The organism is Methylobacterium oryzihabitans (genome assembly GCF_004004555.2).
Taxonomy (GTDB): Bacteria; Pseudomonadota; Alphaproteobacteria; order Rhizobiales; family Beijerinckiaceae; genus Methylobacterium; species Methylobacterium oryzihabitans.
The window spans coordinates 1-261 of the sequence record NZ_SACP01000194.1; the positions used below are offsets into that span (position 1 = coordinate 1).

The following is a 261-nucleotide window of genomic DNA, read 5'->3' on the forward strand; positions in this document are numbered from 1 at the left end:
CGACCCCGGTCCCCGACGGCATCGCGGCGGTGATCGCCACCACCTTGTCGTCGGCGTCGCCCGCCTTGATCAGGCTCTCGCCGAACACCCGGGTGTAGGCCGGCGCGTTCGGCTTGGCCTTGGCCTGGACGCCTGAGATCACGTCGAACTTGACCACCGCGTGGCCGCGGTCGGCGGCGGCTTCGGCGGGAGCGTAGCCCTTGCCCTTCTGGGTGACGACGTGGATCAGCACCGGGCCGTCGGGGGCGTCGCGGACGTTCT

At 71.6% G+C, this 261-nt stretch carries 1 pseudogene; it reads right to left on the reverse strand.

Going from position 1 to position 261, the window contains the following annotated elements:
- A pseudogene (locus EOE48_RS29000) lies at positions 1-261 on the reverse strand (1-deoxy-D-xylulose-5-phosphate synthase); the annotation flags it as partial.